The 1544-nt window shown below is 77.8% G+C and carries 2 protein-coding genes; one reads left to right on the forward strand and one right to left on the reverse strand.

Annotated features, from left to right (window positions below):
* The coding region (locus L7D48_RS28730; protein ID WP_237884021.1) for an asparagine synthase-related protein at positions 1 to 722 on the forward strand (722 nt) is incomplete at its 5' end.
* Between the two features lie 156 nt (positions 723 to 878).
* On the opposite strand, the gene L7D48_RS29250 is transcribed toward L7D48_RS28730, so the two are convergent.
* A complete protein-coding gene (locus L7D48_RS29250; protein ID WP_256463380.1) occupies positions 879 to 1469 on the reverse strand; it encodes an NPCBM/NEW2 domain-containing protein in 591 nt (196 codons plus the stop codon).
* Between the last annotated feature and the right edge of the window lie 75 nt (positions 1470 to 1544).

Below are 1544 nucleotides of genomic sequence, written 5' to 3' on the forward strand. Positions count from 1 at the left end.
GGGGAGCCCACGAGGCCGGGCCGGGCGTCCTCGACGCCTCGCTGTCCGCCCTCGCCTGGTGCCGCCCGGGGCCGGCCGCGCGCTGGCTGACGGGGGAGGTGCTGGCCGAAGTATCGATTCGGCTGGAGCAGGCCGCCCTCCGCCCGGTGCCCGGGGAGACCGGCACGCGCCCGGGGGAGCGGCGGGCGCGGGCGGCGCTCGCCCGGCTGGCGGCCGACCACCGGATACTCGAACAGGCCGCGGAGGTACGCAGCCAGCGACTGCACGCGCCCTTCCTGGACAACCAGGTCGTCCGCGCCTGCCGGGCCCTGCCCGAGGCGCTGCGCGTACAGCCGGGGGCGCGGGCGGCGGTGCTGCGCGCCGTCCTGGCGGGGGCGGGTGTCCACGAACTGCCGCCCGGCTGGGGCACCCCCTCCCGCGCCACCCACACGGCGGCGGCACGGACCGGGCTGCGGTCCCGCGTCGGCGACCTCATCGACCTCTTCGACGCGCCCCTGCTGGCCGACGCGGGGCTGGTGGAGGCCCGCGTCGTACGCAGGGCGCTGCGGGCCGCGGCCGAGGGCGAGGCGCTGCCGCTGGACGGGCTGGCGGAACTGGTCTCCACCGAGGTCTGGTTGCGCCGGCTGCTGGCCCGCCGGGGCAGCTGCTGGACGGGCACGGGCGCGGCGACGGCGGGCCGGCGCGCGGTCGCCGGAGGGGTGCCGCAGCGTCCCAGCCTGTGAAACCGGCTTGTGAAACCGGTCTGCGAGACCAGCCGGTGAAACCGGTCTGTGAATCGGGCTCGGAACCGGGCCGGAATCAGACCCGGACCATACCCGGACCGGGACTCGTCCCCTGCCACGCCGCGGGTCACCTCGCGAGCGCCGCCGCGGGGCGGGTCAGCGGCAGCCGATCCTCGCCCGGGCCCAGCCCGCCATGACCACCGAGTCCAGCAGGCCGTTCGGCTCGACCACCAGCCGGAGCGTTCGCACACCGGTCAGGGGGACGTGTACCGGCACCGGTTCCTCGCCCCGCCGGACGACACCCGACTCCCACAGCCGGACCCCGTCGCCGTACACGGAGAACCGGACCGCACCCCGCAGCGCCGTCAGATCGTCCACCCCGGCGAGCGCCTCGAACGAGGTGCAGTCGCCGCCCAGATCGACCGTCACGGAGGAGCGGGCGGGCACCGTCACCCCGTAACCCCGGTCCCGGCCGCCGATGCGCAGCTCCGAGCGCTGCCACAGCCGGCTGCTCCCCTCCCGTACGGAAGGACCCTCCGAACCGCCTCCACGGGGCAGCCGGTCGAGCCGGTGGACGATGGTCGCGGCCTGCCGGGGCGCCGACGGGGAGGCCGGTGGAGAGGCCGGTGGAGAGGCCGGTTCGGACGCAGGACCGGCAGTCCCGCCGCTCCCCGGCCCGGAACCGGGCGCGGGCGTCCCGGAACCCGGCCCTGCCCCGGACTCGGACCCCGGCCCGGCTCCGGGCAACGGTGCGGACGGGGAACCGGACCCCGACCCCGGCTCCGGGCCGGTGCCCGACGGGGCCGCTCCCCGGCCCGGGAC

Source organism: Streptomyces sp. ICN903, from assembly GCF_022015835.1.
Classification (GTDB): domain Bacteria; phylum Actinomycetota; class Actinomycetes; order Streptomycetales; family Streptomycetaceae; genus Streptomyces; species Streptomyces fenghuangensis.